Raw genomic sequence first — 20,712 nt, 5'->3', positions numbered from 1 at the left:
GCCGGCCGCGTGCGATCAGCGAATGTCAGGCGCCTACCAGCTCGTTTTCCACCACACGGTGGTGGTTGATGCGGCGGTCGGCGGAGCGTCCGAGGTCATCGGTGATGATGACGCGCTGCAGCCAGCGGTCGGTGCCGTCGTAGCGGGGTTCGAAGGGGGTCCGCGCGTGCATGACGCGACGGTTGTCGAACAGCAGGATGTCGCCGGCACCGAGGGTCACATAGATGCCCTCCTTGTCGGCGCCGTCGTGGAAGGCCTGGAGCGCCGCGGCAGCTTCGTCATCGCCGGTGACGGCGGCGGCGCAGTCCATGTCGATGCGGACGAAACGCTTGCCGTCCTCGCCGTAGAGCGCTGCGCCCTGGACACCGTCTTCGGGACGACCCGTTCCGCCGGATGCCTTGTCGATGCCGTGCATGAAGCGCGGTTGACGGAGGACCGCCTCATCCTCGGCCGACAGGTCGATACGGTCGACCGGCGCCAGCGCCGTCTGCACGCGCTCATCACCCCGGACGCAGAAGAGGCCGACGAACTGCGGGTGGGCGTCGTCGAAGGCATCCTCCGAGTGCCAGTCGAGCAAGCTCCGGCTTCCCGTTCCCACGGCGTCGTACTCGTGGCCGGGGATCGGTGTGACGTTCTGGATCAGCGCACCGCGGTGCTGACGGGCGAACGAGAAGACCTCGCCGGCCACCGAGGCAAACGCCAACAGTGCAGCCTCCGTCACGGGGTCACGATCCTTACCCTCGAACGCAACCGGGTCCCGCGGGCTCTCACCCATGTCGTCCTGATCGACGGTGAGGCCATGGAAGAGTACTCCCCCGTCCGGGACCTCGGCCCGCGCGAACTGGCGGATGATCTCGACGGTCTCGGGGTCGGCCGCTTCGAATGCTGCCTTCGCCTCGGCGAGCAGCTCCTCGAAGGCTGCGTCATCGGAGTAGATACCCCGACGGCCTCGGGCGACATCGATGAAGATCGCGGCGACTTCGGGCTTGATGTGACGTTCGATCACAGAGGTTCCTTCCCATGGCGCGACGGCCGCGCTGAAGCACTCGACGACGCGAATGCCGGTGTTGTGCTGTCGGGAGTATATCCGAGGAGGTCCCCCGCATTCCCGAGGAAGTTAGGGCTTCCTAAGTCTTCGGGGCAGATGCCCCTCATGCGCGGACAAGCCCCCGGTTGATCTGCCGCGCCCAGAGCGGCCCTCGGTACAGAAACCCGGTGTATCCCTGCACCAGAGTTGCGCCGGCATCCAGCCTTTCGCGGACGTCGGCAGCAGTCTCGACACCACCGGCCGAGATGACGCAGAAACTGTCAGGCACCAGGGAGCGAACGAGACGCAGCACCTCGAGGGCGCGCGGAGCGAGTGGCTTTCCCGACAGCCCACCAGCGCCGGCTGCCGTGACCACCGCCGGGTCGGTGACCAGCCCGAGGTCATCGCGCGCGATTGTCGTGTTCGTGGCGACGATGCCCTGCAGGCCCAGTTCGAGCGCCAGGGCCGTGACATCGCGGATGTCGTCATCAGAGAGATCGGGCGCGATCTTGACGAGCAGGGGGGTATCTTCAGCGGCATCCTTCACCGCGGTCAGCAGGGGCCTTAGCGACTCGACTGCCTGCAGGCTCCGCAGACCCGGGGTGTTCGGCGACGACACATTGACCACGAGGTAGTCGGCCACGGGCGCGAGAAGCCGCGTGCTCGTGACGTAGTCGACTACCGCGTTTTCGACATCCACGATGCGGCTCTTGCCGATGTTGACGCCCAGGACCGTGCGGTGACGCCGACGACGAGCGCGTTCGAGCCGACCCGCCGCGGCGTACGACCCGTGATTGTTGAACCCCATGCGGTTGACGACAGCGCGATCCGGGATGAGGCGGAACAGGCGCGGCTTCGGGTTTCCGGTCTGCGGGATCGCGGTCACGGTGCCGACCTCGACATGCCCGAAACCGAGAGCGTGCAGACCGTCGACGCCCACGGCATCCTTGTCGAACCCGGCCGCGACACCGAACGGCGCGTCGAAGGTCAATCCGAGCGTCTGCACGCGCAGCGACGGATCAGGCTTGGTGAGGGCCCGCGCCACCCACGAGAACGGCGGGAAACCGAGCAGCCGGATGACGAGCATCGCCGCGTGATGTGCTGTCTCCGGATCCATCCTCGAGAGGAACGTGCGAAACAGCCACGGGTACATGCTTACTCCTCGAGGTCGGATGCCAGGCGTTGATGATCCGCACGCAACTGTGCGATCGCCGACTCAAAATCCTCCAACGAATCGAACGCCTGATACACGCTCGCGAACCGGAGATAAGCGATTTGGTCGAGTTCGCGGAGTGGCCCGAGGATCGCCAGGCCGATCTCATTCGTGTCGACCTGCGACGATCCGGTCTGTCGAACCGCCTCCTCGACCGTCTGGGCCAGAACGGCAAGATCGCCCTCGGTCACGGGGCGCCCCTGACAGGCCTTGCGCACCCCCGACATGACCTTTTCGCGACTGAATGGTTCGATCACGCCCGAGCGCTTGATGACGTTCAGGCTCGCGGTCTCGATGGTCGAGAAGCGACCACCGCACTCGGGGCATTGACGGCGACGACGGATGCTGAGACCGTCGTCGCTGGTGCGGGAGTCGATCACGCGCGAGTCAGGGTGACGGCAGAAAGGGCAGTGCATAGCAGCCCCAGACTACGCGGTGAAGCGCGCGCGAACGGCTTCACCGTGCGCGGGGAGCACTTCGGCGGTCGCAAGCGCCACGATGGCGTCAGAGACTTCCGCGAGGGCGTCCCGGTCATACTCGATCACCTGCTGCGGGCGCAGGAACGTCGAGGCCGATAGCCCTGCGGCATATCGTGCTTGCCCGCCGGTGGGGAGCACGTGATTGCTCCCCGCGAGGTAGTCACCCAGGCTCACCGGCGAATAGGGACCGACGAAGACTGCCCCGGCGTGCACGAACCGGTGCGCAGCGGGGTCGGCAAGGTGCAACTCGAGGTGTTCGGGAGCGTACGCGTTCGAGAAGTCGACGGCGGCGTCGAGGTCGTCGACGAGCACGATCGCGGACTGCGGTCCCGTCAGCGCCACCTCGATGCGTGCGGCGTGGAGAGTCTGCGCGGCCAGCCCGCCGATCTCTGCCTGCACAGCGTCGGCCAGGCCCATCGACGTGGTCACGAGAACCGCGGATGCCTGCTCGTCGTGCTCGGCCTGGCTGATGAGGTCGGCAGCGACAAGCCGCGGATCGGCGGTGTCGTCGGCGACGATGAGGATCTCGGTCGCGCCTGCCTCCGAGTCGGTGCCGACGCGACCGGCTACGGCGCGTTTTGCTGCCGCCACGAAGTTGTTCCCCGGTCCCGTCACGACATCCACCGGATCGAGGCCCAGGCTCGCGGCCCCGTAGGCGAATGCACCGATCGCACCGGCGCCGCCCATCGCGTACACCTCGGTGACCCCGAGGAGTTTCGCGGCGGCAAGAATCACCGGGTGGACTCGCCCGTCCTCTCCCCGCTGGGGCGGGGACGCGAGAGCGATCTGCTCGACGCCGGCCGCCTGGGCCGGCACGACGTTCATCACGACACTGGAGGGGTACACCGCCTTGCCGCCCGGCACATACACCCCGACCCGGCGCACCGGTTGCCACCGCTGGTGAACGAGAGCTCCTGGGGCCAGCGTCGTGGTGGTCGGCGGCGGAACCTGCACGGCCGAGGCAGCCCTCACGCGGTCGATGGCCTGCTCGAGCGCCGCGCGAACCGCAGGATCGAGCTGCTCGAGAGCCTTGTCGAGGTGCGAGGCTGGAACACGGATGTCGTGACCGGTCACCCCGTCGAACTGTTCGGCCTGCTCGCGCAGCGCCGCCTCGCCGCGCGAGGCGACGTCATCGACGAGGCGCGCGGCGGTCGCGAGCGCCTCGGAACGGGCTGCGGTCGCGCGAGGGACGGCGGCGAGCAGCTCTGCGGGCGACAGGGATTGCCCGCGCAGATCAAGGGTGCGAAGCATCCATCTACGCTATCGCTCGCGCGAGGCGTGAAGCGCCCAGGGCATGCATCGCCCGAACGCAGTTCGGTCGCCGTACGGGGCGGAGCTACCCGAGGCACTGCGGGCCGAGCAGACCCTTGAGTTCGCCGTACAGGTCGGCAGTGACGCTCACCGGATGCGGTACCTCGAAGACCTTCGCCACGCCTGCCTTGTGGAGGCGCAGCGTCACCTCCGTGTCTCCCCGGTGACGGCGTAGGCAGTCGGCGAGATCGCCGATGACCGCTTCGGTGGCCCGCTGCTCGGGAATCACGAGCACGAGCGGTCCGGATTCGTCGACGGAGCCGAGGTCGGGTGAGAACGCCGCCTGCGCGTGAAGGTTCATGCCGTCGTCGCGCCGAGAGACGCGTCCGCGGACCACGAGGATCGAGTCGGCCTGCAGCATCGACTGGAACTCCGTGTAGGTCTTTCCCATGAACATGACGGTGATCTCGCCGTCGAAGTCCTCGACGGTGATCATGCCGTACGGATTGCCGCTGGACTTGGCGACGCGATGCTGCACACTCGTCACCAGGCCCGCAATGGTCACCTGATCGCCGTCAGCCAGGTCTTCGGAGGCCAGCAGGTCATGGATGTTGATCGACGCGTGTTTGGCGAGGGGCACCTCGAGGCCGGCGAGCGGATGGTCCGAGACGTAGAGCCCCAGCATTTCGCGTTCGAAAGCCAGCTTGTCTTTCTTCGTCCACTCCGGGCGGTCGGGAACCTTGTTGACCTGTTGCGGTTCGTCCGCTCCCCACAGCGAATCGAAGTCGAACCCGACCTCGCCGTTGGCTTCGCGGCGCTTGTCGAGCACAGCCTGCTCGGTGGCATCCTCGTGGATCTCCAGGAGAGCGCGCCGGGTCGCACCGAGCGTGTCGAACGCGCCGGCCTTGATCAGCGACTCCACCGTTCGCTTGTTCGCGACCGAGACCGGCACCCGAGCGAGAAAGTCGTGGAACGACACGAAGGGCTCATCCACGCGCGACTGTACGATGGCCTCGACGACGTTAGCTCCGACGTTGCGCACGGCGCCGAGCCCGAAGCGGATGTCGTCACCGACTGCCGCGAAGTAGCGGATCGACTCGTTCACATCTGGGGGCAGCACCCGAATGCCCATCCGTCGGCACTCGTTGAGGTAGATCGCCATCTTGTCTTTCGAGTCGGCCACGCTCGTGAGAAGCGCTGCCATGTACTCCGCGGGATAGTGGGCCTTCAGGTAGGCGGTCCAGTACGACACGAGCCCGTAGGCGGCGGTGTGCGCCTTGTTGAAGGCGTAGTCGGCGAACGACTCGAGCACCTTCCACAGGGTCTGCTGCGCGGCATCCGAGAACCCGCGCTCGGTCATGCCGCCGAAGAAGACCTCTTTCTGCTTGTCGAGCTCGGACTTCTTCTTCTTGCCCATCGCGCGGCGCAGCAGGTCGGCCTGACCGAGTGTGTAGCCGGCGACCCGTTGGGCTACGGCCATCACCTGCTCCTGATAGACGATGAGCCCGTAGGTCGTGTCGAGGATGTCGGCGAGGGGCTCTTCGAGCTCTTTGTGAATCGGCTCGATCTCTTGCTGCTTGTTCTTGCGCAGGGCGTAGTTGATGTGCGAGTTCACGCCCATCGGACCCGGGCGGTACAGCGCGAGGACTGCCGAGATGTCCTCGAAGTTGTCGGGCTTCATGAGGCGAAGAAGGGACCGCATCGGACCGCCGTCGAGCTGGAACACCCCGAGGGTGTCGCCGCGGGCGAGCAACTCGTACGATGCCCGGTCGTCGAGGTCGAGCTCCTCGAGGACGAGGGGCTCACCGCGGTTGGCTTCGATGTTGTCGAGCGCATCGTTGATGATCGTGAGGTTGCGAAGCCCCAGGAAGTCCATCTTGATCAGGCCGAGCGACTCACACGACGGGTAGTCGAACTGCGTGACGATCTGGCCGTCCTGCTCACGGCGCATGATCGGGATGATGTCGATGAGCGGTTCGCTCGACATGATGACACCGGCTGCGTGCACACCCCACTGGCGCTTCAGGTTCTCGAGGCCCACCGCCGTGTCGAAGACCGTCTTGGCTTCCTGGTCGGTTTCGATGAGAGTGCGAAACTCCCCCGCCTCCTTGTAGCGGGGGTGATCCTTGTTGAACATGTCGGTCAGCGGCACGTCCTTGCCCATGACCGCCGGCGGCATGGCCTTGGTGAGACGCTCGCCCATGCTGAAGGGGAATCCGAGCACGCGACCGGCATCCTTCAGGGCCTGCTTCGCCTTGATCGTGCCGTACGTCACGATCTGCGCCACCCGGTCGTCGCCGTACTTCTCGGTGACGTACTGGATGACTTCACCGCGGCGACGGTCATCGAAGTCGACATCGAAGTCGGGCATCGAGACGCGGTCGGGATTGAGGAACCGCTCGAAGATGAGGCCGTGCTGCAGGGGGTCGAGGTCGGTGATGCGCATGGCATAGGCAGCCATCGAACCCGCGCCCGATCCACGGCCCGGGCCGACGCGGATGCCGTTGCGCTTTGCCCAGTTGATGAAGTCGGCGACGACGAGGAAGTAGCCCGGGAACCCCATCTGCACGATGACGCCGACCTCGTATTCGGCCTGCTTGCGGACCTCGTCGGGGATCCCCGCCGGGTACCGCTCCTCGAGGCCGGCCTCGACCTCTTTGACGAACCAGCTCTCCTCGGTCTCGCCGTCGGGCACGGGGAAGCGGGGCATGTAGTTGGCGCTGGTGTTGAACTCGACCTCACAGCGCTCGGCGATCAGCAGCGTGTTGTCACAGGCGTCGGGATGCTGCCGAAAAATCTGGCGCATCTCGGCCGGCGTACGGATGTAGTAGCCGTCGCCGTCGAACTTGAACCGCTTCGGGTCATCCAGCGTCGAGCCCGACTGCACGCAGAGCAGGGCTGCATGACTGTTCGAGTCACGCTGGTGTGTGTAGTGCGAGTCGTTGGTCGCGAGGAGCGGAATATCGAGGTCTTTCGCGATCCGCAGCAGGTCGGTCATCACCCGACGCTCGATGTCGAGACCGTGATCCATGATCTCGGCGAAGTAGTTCTCTTTGCCGAAGATGTCTTGGAACTCCGCGGCGGCCGCGCGCGCCGCATCGTATTGGCCCAGGCGCAACCGGGTCTGCACCTCGCCGGAGGGGCATCCGGTGGTCGCGATCAGGCCCTTCGAGTAGGTCTCCAGAAGCTCCCGGTCCATGCGGGGCTTGAAGTAGTACCCCTCCATCGAGGCCTTCGATGAGAGTCGGAACAGATTGTGCATCCCGGCTGTCGTCTCCGACAGCAGCGTCATGTGGGTATACGCGCCCGAGCCCGAGACGTCGTCGTCGCTCTGCTCAGGTGACCCCCACCGCACCCGCGACTTCTCGGACCGGTGCGTGCCTGGCGTCACATACGCTTCGATGCCGATGATCGGCTTGATGCCGGCATCCTTCGCCGCCTTGTAGAACTCGAAGGCCGCAAAGGTGTTTCCGTGGTCGGTGACGGCGATCGCCGGCGACCCCTGGGCTGCAGCCTCCTGCACCATCGCGCCGATCCGGGCGGCTCCATCGAGCATCGAATACTCGCTGTGGACGTGCAGGTGGACGAAGGAGTCGGACGCCATGCCGAGAGTCTACGTTCGGGCTCGGACGCCGGCTCGCCTGGCCCGCCGAGGCGGCTACGGTTGCCGTGTGCCAACTCCCGACTTCATCCTTGAGCTGCGCCGATTCGTCGGCACCCGCCCGCTCCCCCTCGTCGGCGTCACCGCTGTCATCATCCGCGGCGGTGAGGTCCTGCTGGGCCGTCGCTCCGACAATCACGCCCTGACCCCGATCACCGGCATCGTCGATCCGGGCGAAGAGCCGGCGGATGCCGCGGTGCGGGAGGCTGCCGAAGAGGCCGGTGTCGTCATCCGTGCCGATCGGCTCGCGTGGGTGCATCAGATCCCGAGGATCACCTACGCCAACGGGGACCAGAGCGACTACCTCGACCTCACTTTCCGGTGCACATGGATTTCGGGCGACCCGGTTCCCGTCGACGGCGAGATGACGGAGGTCGCCTGGTACCCGCTCGATGCCCTGGGCGACGTGGATGCCGACATGCGCGCTCGCATCGCTGCGGCAACGCCGGATCACGGCGAGGCTCGGTTCGTGACAGGCGGCAGCGACGCGCAGCCTCCCTCTGCCTGATTAAGTCCGGCTCGGCCGTCGACGCAGCGCCCTGACCGGTACCGACAATGGGCGGGTGGCCCTGCACCGACCCACCGTCGCCCTCGCCGTCTTCTGGATCGTCGGCGGGATCCTCGGCGCCATCGTCGCGTTCCTGCTGTACCTGGAGTACATCGGTCAGCTCACCGGCGCGGATGCGATCATCTCGTGTCAGTGGGGTGTGTTGGTCACGTGCGGCCCCAACCTGCTCTCCCCGGCGGCAACATCCTCGGATTCAGCAACTCGATAGCGGGCATGGTGCTGTTCCTGGGCCCCGTCTACGCCGGCGTCAGCGAGCTGGCATCACCATCCGGCCTTCGTCGGTGGTACTGGCGGACGTACGGCATCTTCGTTGCCGGGGCGTTCGTTCTCGTGCACTACTTCGCATTCCAGAGCATCTTCGTCTACGGATCGTTGTGTCCCTGGTGCATGATCATCTGGCTCGTCACGATTCCGCTCTTCTGGTTCACCACAGGCTGGATGCTGCGCGACGGAGTGTGGACCGAAGCGCCTGCGGCGCGGCGCGTGGGAAGCGTGATCTTCTCGTGGGCGTTGCTTGCCACCGTGCTGGACTACGCTCTGATCGCGGTCACGGCCCAGCTGCGGCTCGATCTTCTCGGCAGCTTCTGAGGTCCTCGGAAGCTGCAGGGCTCAATCCAGCTCCTCGCCGCGGAGGATCGCGAGGGCATGAGCGAGATCAGGCGCATAGGGCGAGTCGAACGAGACCCACTCGCGGGTTGCGGGGTGCGCGAAGGCAAGCGTGCGCGCATGCAGCCATTGGCGGGTCAGGCCCAGCCGCTCTGAGATCGTGGGGTCGGCGCCGTAGAGCGGATCGCCGACGCACGGATGCCGGTGTGCTGCCATGTGGACACGGATCTGGTGGGTCCGCCCGGTCTCCAGGTGGATTTCCAACAGTGAGGCTCCGGGAAAGGCCTCGATGGTCTCGTAGTGAGTGATCGAGGGCTTGCCGTCGCGGGTGACCGCGAACTTCCAGGAGTGCGAGGGATGACGCCCGATGGGAGCGTCGATCGTACCGGCGAGCGGGTCGGGATGGCCCTGAACTACCGCGTGGTAGATCTTATCGACGGTGCGATCCTTGAACGCAGCCTTCAAGACGCCGTAGGCGTGCTCGGACTTGGCCACGACCATGAGTCCACTGGTGCCGACGTCCAGGCGGTGAACGACGCCCTGCCGCTCGGGTGCGCCGCTGGTCGCGATCTGGAACCCCGCAGCTGCGAGTGCGCCAAGCACCGTCGGGCCTTCCCACCCCACCGAGGGATGGGCTGCCACACCCGCCGGCTTGTCGACCACCACGATGTCGTCATCGTCGTACACGATGCCAAAACCCGGAACGACGACGGGGATCACCTCGGGCTCACGACGGTCGGTCCATTCGACCTCGAGAACGGTTCCCGCCGTCAGCCGGTCCGACTTGCCGAGAGCTCTGCCACCTTCACTGATGCCTCCGGATTCGGCGACCTCGGCGGCGAAGGTACGCGAGAATCCGAGCATCTTGGCGATGCCGGCATCGACCCGCGCACCGTCGAGGCCGTCGGGAACCGGCAGCATCCGCGCCGGCATCTCAGCTTCCGTCTCGAGCGGGCCGACGGTCGGATGCCGCAGCAGCTCGCCTACCGGGACGGCTCACGAGTCGCGGCGGGATTCCTCGTCGGCGATCCGGTCCGCTTCCCGGGCCACTGCCTCCTGCTCGGCCTCTGTCAGCGGCGGGAGTCCGATCTCGGAACGGGGCACCCCGGCGTAAGGATCCGCGACGGGGAACTCGGAATCAAATCCTCCGGCGACACCCCCTCCGGGAGGGAACTCGTCCCCCGCGGTGCCAAGGATGGTCTCCTCCTCCGCGGCATCCGTCTCACGGTTGTGGTGTCGCTTACCGTCCATCTGTACTCCTACGATCACGAGCAGTGCCACCCCGATCATCATCGACACGATGAAAATGTCCGCGATGTTGTAGATGGCGGGGCTCATCCAGAACCACATCCACGGTGTGTTGATGAAGTCTACGACGTGTCCCACGGGGAATCCGGGTTCACGGAACAGGCGGTCCGTGAGGTTTCCCAGCACCCCGCCCAGCAGAAGTCCCAGCACGATCGCCCACAGGCGTGACTGCACGCGGGTGGCCGCCAGCCACACGATCACCCCGGCAACCACTGCCAGGGCGATGGTGAAGATCCAGGTGTACCCCTCACCGAGCGAAAAAGCGGCACCGGGGTTCTTGACGAGGTAGAACTGCAAGAACTCACCCACGACGGGAACCGACTCCTGCAGCGGGAGGTTGGTCAGCGCGAGGTACTTCGTGAACTGGTCGACGGCCAGCACCAGGATTGCGAGCAGCGCAATCGTGATGCCGGCCGCCGCGTGACGCAGAGGTGGCCGGGACGCCAAGAGCGTCCTCAGTTCGTGATGTTCGCGACCGACGCGCTGTCGGTCGAAGAGGAGTCGAGGTCCTTCAGGTGACCTTCGATGAAGTTGCGCAGCTGCGAGCGGTAGTCGCGCTCGAACTCACGCAGTTCGCCGATGCGGGCATCCAGTTCGGCCTTCTTGGCCTCCATGCGAGCGATCTCGTCGCGTCCGCGAGTCTCAGCGTCGGAGATGATCGAGGCAGCCTGAGCCTGGGCCTCGGCGATGAGCTGGTCGTGGCGCGCCTGGCCTTCGGCGACGTGCTCGTCGTGCAGACGCTGCGCGAGCTCGAGCAGGCCGGCGCTTGCCTGGGTCGGAAGCGGCGTGCTGGCCGGAGCAGCCGGGGCGGGAGCGGGGGCTGCCTCTTCGGCGGGCGCCTCTGCCGGTGCCGCGGGGGCCGCGGGCGCGCCGGACTCGAGTTCGGCGATGCGTGCCTTGAGCTCTTCGTTCTCGGCCAGGGCTTTACGCCACTCGACGACGATCTCGTCGAGGAAGTCATCGACCTCGTCGGGGTCGAACCCTTCCTTGAACCGGACGTGCTGGAACTGCTTGGTGACGACGTCATCCGGAGTCAGTGGCATTTCTTCCCTCTTTCGTTCGCCCGGCCGCTGGCCGATCGCGCCTTCCGGCACGCGGTTGTGGACGGTTGATAACAGCAAAGCATAGTCGTGGGTGGATTCATCCTGCGAAGGCGCGTGTCACCGACAGGAGGATGAAGCACGAGAGCATCGTGAGCGCGAACGCGAAGTCGATGGCGATGCTGCCGATTCGCAACGGGGGGATGAAACGACGGAGGAAACGGATCGGAGGGTCCGTCGCGGTGTACACACCTTCGGCGACAACAAGCATCGCGCCACGAGGACGCCACTCACGGTCGAAGACGGGGATCCACTCGAAGACGAGTCGGGCCAGCAGCACGAGAATGTAGATCAGGACTGCCGCGTTGAGGATTCCGGCAACGATCTGGATGACGTTCACGTATCAAGTCTGCGGGAAAGGAACCGCCTCCGGATCCGCTTGCGCCACGGCACCCTCACCCGACACCGCAACATTCTCGGGTGAGAGCAGGAAAACCTTGCTCGTCACGCGCTCGATGCGGCCGTACAGGCCAAGCGACAGGCCGCTCGCGAAGTCGATGAGACGACGCGCGTCGGCGTCGCTCATCTGCGAGAGGTTGATGATCACGGGAACGCCCTCGCGGAAGCTTTCGGCGATCACCTGCGCGTCGCGGTACTGCTTGGGGTGCACCGTGACGATCTCGTTGAGAGCGCCGACTGCGGGCTGACGAACCACCGCCGGACGGTGAATCGGCGTGACCGGGGCGGCCTTCTCGACGGATGCCGCGGCAGACTTGCGCGTGGGCGCAGGCGCTGGCGTCTCGTCGTAGACCTCTTCCTCGTCGGCGAGGCCCAGGTAGACCATGGTCTTCTTCAAGGGGTTCGACATCGCATCCTCCGTTTGCTCGTCTGCTCCGAGGTTAACCGCGCACAGGGCGCGGACCCGTGATTGCCGTGCCGATGCGCAGGTGTGTCGCGCCGGCGTGAATTGCAGCTTCGAAATCGCCGGTCATCCCGGCCGAGATCCAGGTGGCGTCCGGGAAGACACGGCGCACGGTGTGCGCGTGGCCGGCGAGCCGTTCGAAGGCTGCGGCAGGTTCTTCGCCCAGGGGGGCGACAGCCATGACTCCCCGGACCCTCAGTCCGAGACACCCGGCGGCGTGCTCGGCGAGCGCCGAAAGACTCTCCGGGGCGACTCCCCCGCGCCCGGGGTCGTCGGTGAGGTTCACCTGGATCAGGACGTCCAGGCGCACCTCGGCCTCGGCATCCAGCGCATCGGCGAGCTTCGGGCGGTCGAGCGAGTGGATGACCGAGGCCACGCGACGCACGGCCCGCGCCTTGTTGGTCTGCAGCTGACCGACGAAATGCCACCGCAGGTCGGACAGATCCCCGACCCCGACGACCTTCTCGAGTACTTCCTGAACCCGGTTCTCGCCGACGTCGCGCACGCCGAGGCCATAAAGCTCCTCGACCAGCGACGCCGGATGGAACTTCGTCACGACGATACGAGTGATGTCTTCAGGCGAACGCCCCGCTTGCCGCGCAGCAGCAGCGATACGATCGTCGATCGACGCCAGACGATCCGCGAGCTGCGCGTCCGACTCAGTCACAACTGCCGCCTCGAGCCGCGCACCCTCGCCGGCGCGGATGCGGTCACTTCAGGAAGTCGGGGATGTCGAGGTCGTCGTCCCCGAACGCCGAATCGAAGGCTGCATCCGAGATCGAGGGCACCGGAGCCAGTTGCTCGGGACGCTGCGGCTCGTCTTCGGAGTCTGCGGCTGCACGCTGCTCGACGGGCTCGCGACGGACCACCGGGGTGGCATCCGGACGCGCTTGCGGCTCGCCACCGTCGAACCCGGCGGCGATCACCGTGACGCGCACCTCGTCACCGAGCGTGTCGTCGATGACGGTACCGAAGATGATGTTCGCCTCAGGGTGGGCGGCTTCCTTCACCAGCTGGGCGGCGTCGTTGATCTCGAAGATGCCGAGGTTGGAGCCACCCTGAATCGACAGCAGCACACCGTGCGCACCCTCGATGGATGCCTCCAGCAGCGGCGACTCGACAGCAAGCTCTGCAGCCTTGATCGCCCGGTCCGCACCGCGTGCCGAGCCGATTCCCATGAGCGCTGAGCCCGCCCCCTGCATGACGGATTTCACGTCGGCAAAGTCGAGGTTGATGAGTCCGGGCGTCGTGATGAGGTCGGTGATGCCCTGGACACCGGCCAGCAGCACCTGGTCTGCGGTGGCGAAAGCCTCGATCATCGAGATCCCGCGGTCGCTGATCTCCAGCAGCCGGTCGTTGGGCACCACGATGAGGGTGTCGACCTCTTCTTTCAGGCGCGCCACTCCCGACTCGGCCTGGCTCTGGCGGCGGCGACCTTCGAACGAGAACGGCTTGGTCACCACACCGATCGTGAGCGCGCCGATCGACTTCGCGATCTTCGCGACGACGGGCGCACCGCCCGTACCGGTGCCGCCACCCTCACCGGCGGTGACGAACACCATGTCGGCGCCGCGGAGCGCCTCTTCGATCTCTTCGGTGTGGTCCTCTGCGGCGCGGCGACCCACCTCGGGGTCGGCGCCGGCACCCAGCCCTCGGGTGAGTTCGCGCCCGACGTCGAGCTTGACGTCGGCGTCGCTCATCAGCAATGCCTGGGCGTCAGTGTTGACGGCGATGAACTCGACCCCGCGCAGGCCGAGCTCGATCATCCGGTTGACGGCGTTGACGCCTCCGCCGCCGACGCCGACCACCTTGATGACTGCAAGGTAGTTCTGGTTCTGGCTCATGCCGACTCCTGTGCTCGTGTCCTGCAACCTTCAACCTCAACTGGAGGTATAAAGTATTGCTGGGTATGTATTTCCTAGACACGAAGCTAAGCGTCGACTCCCCGATTCCGCGCGCTTGCGGGGGCGTGTCGCACATCCCGTTCTTTCGTGCACCCGCTCGGCCCGGTGGGCTCAGCGGATCACTGGATGACGACGGCTGACGGCGACGAGACGTCGTAACGCGAGACCGTGTCCGGCGGGCGCGATTGCATCGCCGCAGCCAGCGCCACCGACTTGTTCGAGGACTCGTCAGCGTTGCCCCAGACGATCTTGGTGCCGGTTCCACCGAGGGTGAGGGTCACGTCGTTGGGGGTCGTCGCCGACGCCGCGGTCACCTGCGACATGATCGTGTCGGGAAGCGACCGCAGCACGTGCCCGACCGCCTCGAATGCTTCGGATGCCGTTCCACCGGTGATCTCCAGCACGGGTCTGCCGGGAGCCGGGGTCTGTGTCGTCGAGAGCGCGACGCCGGCGGCATCCACGAGGGTGAACCCGGCAGGTGAGGCGATGACCCCGATCGGGGTGCGTTCGACGACGCGCACGATCAGATCATGCGGAGGCCGGGCCTCGACGGTGTACGACTCGACGAGCGGGAACGCGACCAGCGCCGCTTTGATGGCGCTCTCGTCCACAAGTGGCAGTGGCGTGCCCAGCTGTGACGACAACGCGTCGGATACCGCTGCGGTGTCCAGCTGCTCAGCGCCCGCTACCGTGATCGTCTCGACAGCGAACAGCGGGCTGTACGCCGCCCCGACGCTGCCGAGCGCTACGAGCACGACTGCCGCGATGGACCCGAGCCAGATCGCGCGACGGCGACGGGCCCTGACGGTGAACCGCCGCACCTCGGACTTGAGCGCGCGCCGCCGCGCACGCGCAGCGCGCCACACCACGCGCATACCCACCGGCGACGAACCGTCAGAGCCGGGCGCAGCTGCATCTTCCGCGAGCGGCTCGGTTGCTCCGGCCTCGTCTGCGCCGAGCGCCCAGGTCGGAACGCCGGGAAGGACGGAGGCGGCATCCCGAGCGCTCGAGCCGGTGCCGGCATCGGTCGGGAGGGGCCAGACCAGTGCGGGAGCGGTGATTCCGGTGAGGTCGATCGGCTCCGTCGGGGCGTTCTCGACGGGAACCGATGCCGATTCAGCCCACCGGTCCGTGGGGGCAGCTCCGCGTTGCTCGGGTGAGACGCCCCGTCTGCCGTCTCCGCCGGATGGGGTGCGCAACGAGGATTCGTCGTCAGCGCCCGACGGGGCCCCGGAGGGCGGGAGCGGAGTCGGCCGGCGCACCGCTACTCCGCCGGTGCGCCCTGCTGGCCGAGCGCGGCGAGCACGTCGGGAATGATGAGGTAGACGTTTCCACAGCCGAGAGTGATGATGTAGTCCCCGTCCCGCGCGATCGATGCCGTGTAGGCAGCTGCGGCCGCCCAGTCCGGCTCGAAGTGGACGCGTTCGGCATCCGTGAACCTGCTCGATACGAGTTCGCCGGTGACCCCCGGGATCGGGTCCTCGCGCGCGCCGTACACATCGAGCACGACGGTGTGGTCAGCGTGGCTCTCGAGCACCTCGGCGAATTCCGCGGCCATGTGTTGCGTCCGGGAGTAGGTGTGCGGCTGGTGCAGCGCGATGATGCGTCCATCGCCGACGACGGTGCGGGCCGCGGCCAGGGCTGCGGCGACCTCCGTCGGATGATGTGCGTAGTCGTCGTAGACGCTGACGCCGCGCACGATCCCGTGGAGTTCGAAGCGACGCACGGTTCCGGCGAACGCCTCGACGGCCTTCACGGCATCGGAAAAGGCATGCCCCAGGGTCAGGAGCACAGCCACGGCCCCGGCCGCGTTGACCGCGTTGTGCTCTCCGGGAATCGCCAGCGCGGCCGAGACCGTTTGCCCCGCGTGGGTGAGCTCGAACGACACAGGTCCGTCGGTGCGGATGCCGTGCACGCGCACATCGGCATCTTCCGCCTTTCCGAAGGTCATGACGCGCGGGTGGGTGAGGTGAGGAAGGATCCGACGCGCGCCCTCGTCGTCCGACGACAGGACGACGGCCTCGCGCGCCTTGTTCGCAAAGCGCGCGAACGCGGCATCGAAGGCTTCCCGGCTGCCCCAGTGGTCCAGGTGGTCGGGGTCGATGTTCGTGATCAGCGCGACAGCCGTGTCGTAGAGAAGGAACGTGCCGTCGGACTCGTCTGCTTCGATGACGAACAGATCGTCAGCACCGGTGCCGCTGGAGACACCGAGATCGGCAATGACTCCCCCGTTGACGAAACTCGGGTCGGCACCGAGCGCACGCAGCGCCGTGACGATCATCCCCGTCGAGGTCGTCTTGCCGTGCGCTCCCGCAACCGAGACCAGCGGGCGGCGGCCGATCAGCCAGTAGAGCGCTTGAGAGCGATGGATGACGGGCAGTCCCCGTTCCTTCGCCGTGACGAACTCAGGGTTTTCGGGCCAGATCGCCCCGGTGTGGATGACAGTGTCGGCATCCTGCAAATGCGCGGCGTCGTGCCCGACGTGGACACGCGCTCCTCGGGCAGCGAGGGCCTGGAGTGCCGCACTGTCGGCGCGGTCGGATCCCGAGACGCGGATGCCGCGATCCAGGAACATGCCCGCCAGGCCCGACATCCCGAGCCGCCGATACCGATGAAATGCGCTGCCTCGATGGTCTCGGGGATCGGGAGGCTGAGGTCGGGTCTGATCATGACCCGACAATCCTAGGTCGGCGTCGCTGAGGAACTCCTTCGGCACGCGGCCTATCGCAGGCTCACCGTATCGATATTCCATGATCGGGAATATGCTCGGGGTCATGGCTACCGCGCGACCTGACACGACCTTCTGGATTCTGACGGCGCTCGCGAACGGACCGCAGCACGGCTACGGCATCCTCCGGAGCGTGTTCGAGGCATCCGGCGGCGCGGCGTCCCTCAAGACCGCGACCCTCTATGCGACGCTCGATCGCCTGACCGCGAGCGGCGCTGTCGAGGAGTCGGGCGAACAGATCGTGGATGGGCGCGCGCGCCGCTACTTTCGCCTGACATCCCAGGGCGTTGCGCAGCTCGAGAGCGAAACCGCCGAGCTCGAGCAGCGGGTCGCCGCCGCCCGCCGGGCGCTGGGCACCGCAGCGGGCGGCGATGCGAGACCGCGCCCCGCTCATCCGCGGAGCGCGCTGGCATGAGTCTCGACCGAGACCGCTTCGAGCGCCTCGTCCGCTGGTACCCGCGCTGGTGGCGCGACGCGAATGCCGCGGTATTCGTGGGCACAGCTATGGATGCCGCCGAAGCGGGCGGGCTGAGCGCGCCATCGCGCGGTGAACGAATGGCAGCAGCGCTGGCGGGCCTGGGCACCCGCCTCGACGCCACCCCCGCGCGCGTGGCCGGCGTTGCCGCGCTGGCCGTGTCAGCTCTCGTTGCGGCAGCTGGCCAGCTCGGGCTCACCTACGCTGCCCCCTGGCTGTTCACGACGATTCTCGTGACTCAGGTCGGGCTGGTCCCGGCTCTGTGGTGGACGGTAGCCCTCGCCAGTGCCCGGCATCGTCTTCATCTCGATCCGATCCGCACGCTGGTCGCGCTCGGCATTTCCATGATCGCGACAACGGGCGCCGCGCTCGCCTTCACGTCCTGGAGCGTCGGGTTCGATGAGGCGGACGCCGGCGACCCTCGCTCCCTCTTCTCGGCCCTGTTCCCCGCCTTCATCGCACTCGGATCGACAGCAGCCGCATGTGCAGTGGTCGTGGCGGTCAGCGACCGGCTCGCGCGTCGCCGCGGGATGCGGGTCCTGATCGTCGGGACGAGCATCATCGGCGCCGCGCTGTCGCTTCCCCTCGCGGCCGTCATGCTCATGTCACCGATCACGACATTCCTCGTCTCTGCCGCGGCGGTCGTGATCGTCGCCCTCGTCTGGCCCGGGCACCGGGAGCGCAGCAGTGCGACAGCCTCTGCTGTCGACTCGCATGCGGGCCGGGTCGGACGGCGACGCGCTGCGCGTGCGCTCGCCGTTGCCGCCATCATTACGTCGCTGCTGTCGATCACCTTCGCGGTGACAGGGTCTCTGTACACGAGCCTCGACGGCACCGAAGCGATGCTCGTCGGCATGCGCGCGTCAGCCGGATGCGGCATCCTGGTGATCCTCGCGCTCGCCCTCCGCGCGCCGCGGCGGACCGCGACGCAGCAAAGATCAGTGTGGGGGGCCACAACGCTGGGTGCGCTCACGCTTGTGCTCGTCGTGACCGGATGGGGAACCATACTCCCGTCTGGCAACCCTCGCCCGATAGGCGCCGTCGTCTGGCTTCTTCCGGCTGCCGCGATCGTCTGGCTCGTGTGGGCCGCCTCGTGGCGAAACCGATCCCTCGCCCTGGCGGTCAGCCTCATCGTCGCGGTGGCGTTGCCGATCATGGGGCAGATCCTTGCGGCTGTTCTCGGCATCCTGACGCCGATCGTCGCGATCGTGTTGGTATGCCTGCGGGTGAGCGCACCGGTGCCGCAGCACATGCAGGTCGAGCTGGCTTGAACCTCATGGAACTGTATCGACACATTGCGACAATATTGATACAAAAGAGACATGTCTTTCGAGTTCGGCATGGTCTGGTTCACCGCCGCGATCTTGTGCGCGCTCGCCCTGGTGCCGATCATCTACCTGATCAGAAGCCGACGGCACGACCTGAGCGCGCAACAAGCCGCGCGATACGAGCGAGTCGTGAAGCTACCGTTCGGAACCGGCGAGAACTACCTGCGTCAGCCCTGGCGGCGTGTTCTGGCCCCCATAGCCCTCGGAACTGCGTCTGTGGGCGTGGCCGCTGTCCTCGCGTGGCGTTTGGTGCAGCCCAGCCGCATCGCGACCGAAACCGTGCTGTGGTGCGCCGGGCTTCTTGTCTTCGCGATCATCGTTTTCGTCGTGATGCGCGTGATGGAGCGGATCGTGCTATCCCAGCCGCAGGTCGCCAGCGATGACCTCCAGCTGGCGTGGGACGACCTGTTCCGCGCGGACGCGCTGTGGTCACTGCGCAGCGCCGCAACAATGGCCGCAGCACTACCGCTGGGAATCGCTGCGGGAACGCTCACCCTGACCCCGATTGCCGCCACACGCCCGGAGTTGTCGACGCTGATGAGCCCATGGACTCCGGTGTTGATCGCCGCAGCGCAGGTGACGTACTCGCTGGGGCTCGGGAAGATGGCAGCGTCACGATATCCGGCCGCGTTGCGCCCCCAAAGTCGGCGATTCGCGAGCCCGTCGGTCGAGCTTGCCCGGGGAGAAGGCGCATGATCGTCATCGACCCCGCCTCGCCCACACCTCCGTTCGAGCAGCTGCGCGCGCAGTACGTTGCGGCGATAGCGAGCGGTGAGCTGCCGCCAGGCTCTCGGCTGCCGACAGTGCGCCGACTCGCCGGGGATCTGGGACTTGCGCCGGGCACGGTGGCTCGGGCCTACCGGGAGCTCGAGACCACGGGCCTCATTGAAACGCGCGGCCGTAACGGCACGTTCGTGTCCGTCGACGAGAACGCCGCGCTCGGCCAGATACAGCGAGCTGCCGCAGCCTTCGCCGAGCAGGTCCGTGGCCTGCGCGTCGACACCGATCAGGCCATCGCGGCCGTGATCGCAGCGCTGAAGACCACCGAACCGACGAACTCCCCGCCTGAGGTGGCAACCGTGCGCGCCGACGGTTAGGCGAGGGCCTCGTCGATCATCGCGATGAGATTCTCGGTGCCGGTGCGGATGCCGATCTCCGCGGCTTTCTCGGCCATACCCGCCCGCTCGTCGGCATCCGTCAGCAGGGGCAGGATGCGGTCCCGGACCGTCCCCGGGGTGAAATCCGCATCGGGAATCAGGATCGCAGCACCATGCGCCACTGCGGAGGCAGCGTTCAGCGCCTGCTCCCCGTTGCCCACGGCATAGGGCACGTAGACGGCGGGGATTCCGAGCGCGCTGATCTCGCTCACCGTGGCAGCCCCCGACCTCGAGACGATGAAGTCGCACGCCGCGAAAGCAAGGTCCATGCGGTCGACGTAGCGACGGAGGGCGTATCCCGGCTCCCCCGGGTCCTCGAGATCGGAGCGATCACCGGTGACGTGGAGCAGCTGCCACCCGGCATCCAGCACGTCGCGCCACGAGCCTGCGATCGCGGTGTTCAGCCGCAGCGCTCCCAGCGACCCGCCGAAGACCAACAGGGTCGGCGCTTCCGGACTCAGGTCGAAGTGAGCAGCAGCCTCGGCGCGACGCGCCGCACGATCGAGGTCCTCGATCTCGCGGCGCAGGGGCATCCCGACCAACCGGGCCCGGGGAAGCGGCGTGCCCTCGAAAGCGACACCGACACCAGCGGCTCGGCGGGCACCGAGGCGGTTGGCAAGTCCCGGCCGGGCGTTGGCCTCGTGGACGACGAACGGAATGCCGGCGCGCCGGGCTGCAACGTACGCGGGGGCCGACGCGTAGCCACCGAACCCGACGACGACATCCACCTCGTGTGTCGCAATGTGTGCCCGCACCTGGGCCACCGCGCGGCGGAACCGGCTCGGAAACGCTGCGGCAGCACGATCGGGTCGCCGTGGAAACGGCACCTTGTCGACGACAAGAAGCTCGTAGCCCCGCTGCGGTACCAGCCGCGACTCCAGCCCCTCCGCGGTCCCGAGGACGCGCACATCGGCACCCGTGCCCCGAGCGCGCAGCCCATCAGCAACGGCCAACAGGGGGTTCACATGCCCGGCGGTCCCGCCGCCGGCCAGCAAGTAGGTCGTCACCGTCCGACCCTATCTCGCCCCGCCGAATAGCTGCGGGC

Annotated in this window: 21 protein-coding genes and 1 pseudogene; 7 read left to right on the top strand and 15 right to left on the bottom strand. The window is 67.0% G+C overall.

Annotation, left to right across the window (positions count from 1 at the left end; genetic code table 11):
- Positions 1 to 25 precede the first annotated feature (25 nt).
- From MICSW_RS06400 to dnaE, 5 genes are all read right to left on the bottom strand, one after another.
- Complete coding sequence (locus MICSW_RS06400; RefSeq protein WP_464497846.1) at positions 26 to 1,006, bottom strand: TauD/TfdA family dioxygenase; 981 nt, start codon at positions 1,004 to 1,006, stop codon at positions 26 to 28.
- A 145-nt stretch (positions 1,007 to 1,151) separates the two neighbouring features.
- A complete protein-coding gene (locus tag MICSW_RS06395; RefSeq protein ID WP_292726468.1) occupies positions 1,152 to 2,180 on the bottom strand; it encodes a quinone-dependent dihydroorotate dehydrogenase in 1,029 nt (342 codons plus the stop codon).
- 2 nt (positions 2,181 to 2,182) lie between these two features.
- A complete protein-coding gene (gene nrdR / locus MICSW_RS06390; protein ID WP_228178605.1) occupies positions 2,183 to 2,656 on the bottom strand; it encodes a transcriptional regulator NrdR in 474 nt (157 codons plus the stop codon).
- Between the two features lie 12 nt (positions 2,657 to 2,668).
- Positions 2,669 to 3,970 carry a histidinol dehydrogenase gene (gene hisD, locus MICSW_RS06385; protein ID WP_464497841.1) on the bottom strand — a complete coding sequence of 434 codons (1,302 nt, stop codon included), beginning with the start codon at positions 3,968 to 3,970 and terminating at the stop codon, positions 2,669 to 2,671.
- Between the two features lie 85 nt (positions 3,971 to 4,055).
- Positions 4,056 to 7,574 carry a DNA polymerase III subunit alpha gene (dnaE, locus tag MICSW_RS06380; protein WP_347424498.1) on the bottom strand — a complete coding sequence of 1,173 codons (3,519 nt, stop codon included), beginning with the start codon at positions 7,572 to 7,574 and terminating at the stop codon, positions 4,056 to 4,058.
- A 67-nt stretch (positions 7,575 to 7,641) separates the two neighbouring features.
- Between dnaE and MICSW_RS06375 the strand changes: the two genes are divergently transcribed.
- The 3 genes from MICSW_RS06375 to MICSW_RS06365 are packed head-to-tail and all read left to right on the top strand — an operon-like array spanning position 7,642 to position 8,787.
- Positions 7,642 to 8,139: an NUDIX hydrolase gene (locus MICSW_RS06375; RefSeq protein ID WP_228178602.1), complete on the top strand. Its 498-nt coding sequence runs from the start codon at positions 7,642 to 7,644 to the stop codon at positions 8,137 to 8,139.
- 55 nt (positions 8,140 to 8,194) lie between these two features.
- On the top strand, positions 8,195 to 8,407 hold the full coding sequence (locus tag MICSW_RS06370) for a hypothetical protein (protein WP_464497837.1): 213 nt from the start codon (positions 8,195 to 8,197) through the stop codon (positions 8,405 to 8,407).
- 5 nt (positions 8,408 to 8,412) lie between these two features.
- Positions 8,413 to 8,787 carry a vitamin K epoxide reductase family protein gene (locus MICSW_RS06365; RefSeq protein WP_464497834.1) on the top strand — a complete coding sequence of 125 codons (375 nt, stop codon included), beginning with the start codon at positions 8,413 to 8,415 and terminating at the stop codon, positions 8,785 to 8,787.
- A gap of 21 nt (positions 8,788 to 8,808) precedes the next feature.
- On the opposite strand, the gene MICSW_RS06360 is transcribed toward MICSW_RS06365, so the two are convergent.
- The 9 genes and pseudogenes from MICSW_RS06360 to murC all read right to left on the bottom strand — a co-directional run bounded on the left by MICSW_RS06360 (position 8,809) and on the right by murC (position 16,649).
- Positions 8,809 to 9,738, bottom strand: a complete 930-nt coding sequence (locus tag MICSW_RS06360) for an RluA family pseudouridine synthase (RefSeq protein ID WP_348681370.1) — start codon at positions 9,736 to 9,738, stop codon at positions 8,809 to 8,811.
- Positions 9,739 to 9,801: 63 nt separating this feature from the next.
- Entirely contained in the window at positions 9,802 to 10,560 is a 759-nt protein-coding gene (gene lspA / locus MICSW_RS06355; protein ID WP_464497831.1) for a signal peptidase II, read from the bottom strand.
- An 8-nt stretch (positions 10,561 to 10,568) separates the two neighbouring features.
- The gene (locus MICSW_RS06350; protein WP_228178599.1) at positions 10,569 to 11,156 is read right to left on the bottom strand and encodes a DivIVA domain-containing protein; all 588 of its coding nucleotides are present in this window, start codon (positions 11,154 to 11,156) and stop codon (positions 10,569 to 10,571) included.
- Positions 11,157 to 11,253: 97 nt separating this feature from the next.
- Positions 11,254 to 11,553 carry a YggT family protein gene (locus MICSW_RS06345; RefSeq protein ID WP_228178598.1) on the bottom strand — a complete coding sequence of 100 codons (300 nt, stop codon included), beginning with the start codon at positions 11,551 to 11,553 and terminating at the stop codon, positions 11,254 to 11,256.
- A 3-nt stretch (positions 11,554 to 11,556) separates the two neighbouring features.
- Complete coding sequence (locus tag MICSW_RS06340) at positions 11,557 to 12,021, bottom strand: cell division protein SepF (protein WP_228178597.1); 465 nt, start codon at positions 12,019 to 12,021, stop codon at positions 11,557 to 11,559.
- A gap of 31 nt (positions 12,022 to 12,052) precedes the next feature.
- Positions 12,053 to 12,742 (bottom strand): YggS family pyridoxal phosphate-dependent enzyme, encoded by a 690-nt coding sequence (locus MICSW_RS06335; RefSeq protein ID WP_292727477.1) that lies wholly within the window; start codon positions 12,740 to 12,742, stop codon positions 12,053 to 12,055.
- A 43-nt stretch (positions 12,743 to 12,785) separates the two neighbouring features.
- Positions 12,786 to 13,919: a cell division protein FtsZ gene (gene ftsZ, locus MICSW_RS06330; RefSeq protein ID WP_228178595.1), complete on the bottom strand. Its 1,134-nt coding sequence runs from the start codon at positions 13,917 to 13,919 to the stop codon at positions 12,786 to 12,788.
- A 179-nt stretch (positions 13,920 to 14,098) separates the two neighbouring features.
- Entirely contained in the window at positions 14,099 to 15,178 is a 1,080-nt protein-coding gene (locus tag MICSW_RS06325; protein ID WP_464497823.1) for an FtsQ-type POTRA domain-containing protein, read from the bottom strand.
- 65 nt (positions 15,179 to 15,243) lie between these two features.
- Positions 15,244 to 16,649, bottom strand: a pseudogene (gene murC, locus MICSW_RS06320) (UDP-N-acetylmuramate--L-alanine ligase).
- 104 nt (positions 16,650 to 16,753) lie between these two features.
- Between murC and MICSW_RS06315 the strand changes: the two are divergent.
- Genes MICSW_RS06315 through MICSW_RS06300 form a run of 4 tightly spaced genes read left to right on the top strand, consistent with a single transcriptional unit; the run spans position 16,754 to position 19,607 of the window.
- Positions 16,754 to 17,122 carry a PadR family transcriptional regulator gene (locus MICSW_RS06315; RefSeq protein ID WP_464497821.1) on the top strand — a complete coding sequence of 123 codons (369 nt, stop codon included), beginning with the start codon at positions 16,754 to 16,756 and terminating at the stop codon, positions 17,120 to 17,122.
- Positions 17,119 to 18,453: a hypothetical protein gene (locus tag MICSW_RS06310; RefSeq protein WP_464497819.1), complete on the top strand. Its 1,335-nt coding sequence runs from the start codon at positions 17,119 to 17,121 to the stop codon at positions 18,451 to 18,453. Before MICSW_RS06315 ends, MICSW_RS06310 begins: the two co-directional genes overlap by 4 nt.
- A 51-nt stretch (positions 18,454 to 18,504) precedes the next feature.
- On the top strand, positions 18,505 to 19,206 hold the full coding sequence (locus tag MICSW_RS06305) for a hypothetical protein (RefSeq protein WP_347424494.1): 702 nt from the start codon (positions 18,505 to 18,507) through the stop codon (positions 19,204 to 19,206).
- Complete coding sequence (locus MICSW_RS06300; protein WP_464497816.1) at positions 19,203 to 19,607, top strand: GntR family transcriptional regulator; 405 nt, start codon at positions 19,203 to 19,205, stop codon at positions 19,605 to 19,607. Before MICSW_RS06305 ends, MICSW_RS06300 begins: the two co-directional genes overlap by 4 nt.
- On the opposite strand, the gene MICSW_RS06295 is transcribed toward MICSW_RS06300, so the two are convergent.
- Entirely contained in the window at positions 19,604 to 20,674 is a 1,071-nt protein-coding gene (locus MICSW_RS06295) for a UDP-N-acetylglucosamine--N-acetylmuramyl-(pentapeptide) pyrophosphoryl-undecaprenol N-acetylglucosamine transferase (RefSeq protein ID WP_228178588.1), read from the bottom strand. The genes MICSW_RS06300 and MICSW_RS06295 overlap by 4 nt on opposite strands.
- Between the last annotated feature and the right edge of the window lie 38 nt (positions 20,675 to 20,712).

This window comes from Microbacterium sp. SW12, assembly GCF_055391095.1.
The sequence above is the reverse complement of the archived record's forward strand: the minus strand, read 5'-3'. Positions and strand labels throughout refer to the sequence as shown.